Source organism: Flavobacterium notoginsengisoli (assembly GCF_042686225.1).
Classification (GTDB): Bacteria; Bacteroidota; Bacteroidia; order Flavobacteriales; family Flavobacteriaceae; genus Flavobacterium; species Flavobacterium notoginsengisoli.
The window spans coordinates 1-1555 of sequence record NZ_JBHUOT010000026.1 but is presented as its reverse complement, the minus strand read 5'-3'; the positions used below and the strand labels follow the sequence as shown (position 1 = coordinate 1555).

Sequence of the window (1555 nt, the reverse complement as noted above, 5' to 3'; positions counted from 1 at the left end):
TTCACCTGGTCCATAAGAGAAAGGGCGTTCTCGATCTCGCCCAGTTCTATCCTGTATCCACGGATCTTAACCTGGGCATCAGACCTGCCGATGTATTCCAGGTTACCATCAGGAAGCCAACGTGCCAAATCACCGGTCTTGTAAAGACGTTCACCGTCCCTGAAGGGGTTATTTACAAACTTTTCAGCCGTCAAGGATTCCTGGTTAAGGTAACCTCGGGCCACACCCACCCCTCCAATACATAATTCTCCTATGACACCTACCGGTAGAAGGTCGTGATACTCATTCAAAATATAAATCTGCGTATTATGAATAGGTTTACCAATAGGAATATTGGTCATTGGACTATTTGGTAATTGAAAATAGGCAGCAACTACAGTCGTCTCTGTTGGTCCATAATTATTACAAATATTAATATTAGTTGATTTATTTATACGCAATACATCTCCTCCCGTTAACACTGTAGTGTGAGGCAAAGGTATTTCTTGATCTATAATAGTCTCACACAACAATGTAGGAATATAAGAATGTGAAATGGCATTTTCATTCAGGAACTTTGAAAATGTATCCAAATCATATCGAAATTTTTCAGAAACAGGATATAGACTAGCCCCAAAAAGTAAATATGGGTAAATCTCCCAAACACTGGCATCAAAACCAATTTGAGAAAACAAACTACTCCTGCTTTTTTCAGTAACAGAATATGCTGTTTTATGCCAAAAACACAAATTAACCAAGTTCTTGTGTTCAACCATAACTCCTTTAGGCATACCTGTACTACCTGATGTATAAATGACATATGCTAAACTATCAGCCTTTACATTAACCTGAGGTAAATCATTATTACATTTAAAAATATCCTCTTCAAAAGAGTTTAGAAATAAGACATCTATAATTATTGTACAATTACTATCTTTCTTTATATGTGCTTTCCTTTCTTCCGGATAATTAGGATCAATAGGAATATAAGCTGACCCTGTTTTTAATATTGCTAAAAACGAAATAATTAATGAATCACTACGATCCAAAACAACACCGATCAGATCTCCTGTTTTGATATTCCAACTATTCAATAAATAATGCGCAAGCTGATTGGAACGTTCGTCCAATTCACGGTAGCTCAATTGCTCTCCCTCGAAGACAACCGCTATCGCATCAGGGCTCTTTACCACCTGCTCCTCGAACAAATCAACAACCGTCCTATCCAATGGATAATCAACACCTGTGGCATTGAAGACATCTAGAAGCTGGTGCTTCTCCTGGGCGCTCAACATCGACAAACTGCCGATAGGCTGGGATGCATCAGCCACGATACCAGCCAATAACTGCTCATAGTGCCCCAGCATCCGCTCGATGGTAGGTTTGTCAAATAAAACCGTACTGTAATTTATTGCCAATGAAATACCCGAAGCATTCTCTGAAACATTTAATGTCAGATCCAACTTGGCTGTATTTCTTTTGAAATCATATCCTGAAATACTGATGTCCTCCAGACTTAATTCTTCTGTTCCATCCGAAGTGTTCTGCAGGGTGAACATAACCTGGAACAAAGGCG

1 protein-coding gene is annotated in these 1555 nt (G+C 39.0%); it reads right to left on the bottom strand.

Annotated elements, in window-relative coordinates:
• Nucleotides 1-1538, bottom strand: a 1538-nt coding sequence (locus tag ACFS3A_RS26695; protein ID WP_379828773.1) for a non-ribosomal peptide synthetase, incomplete at its 3' end; no start/stop codon positions are given.
• Between the last annotated feature and the right edge of the window lie 17 nt (nucleotides 1539-1555).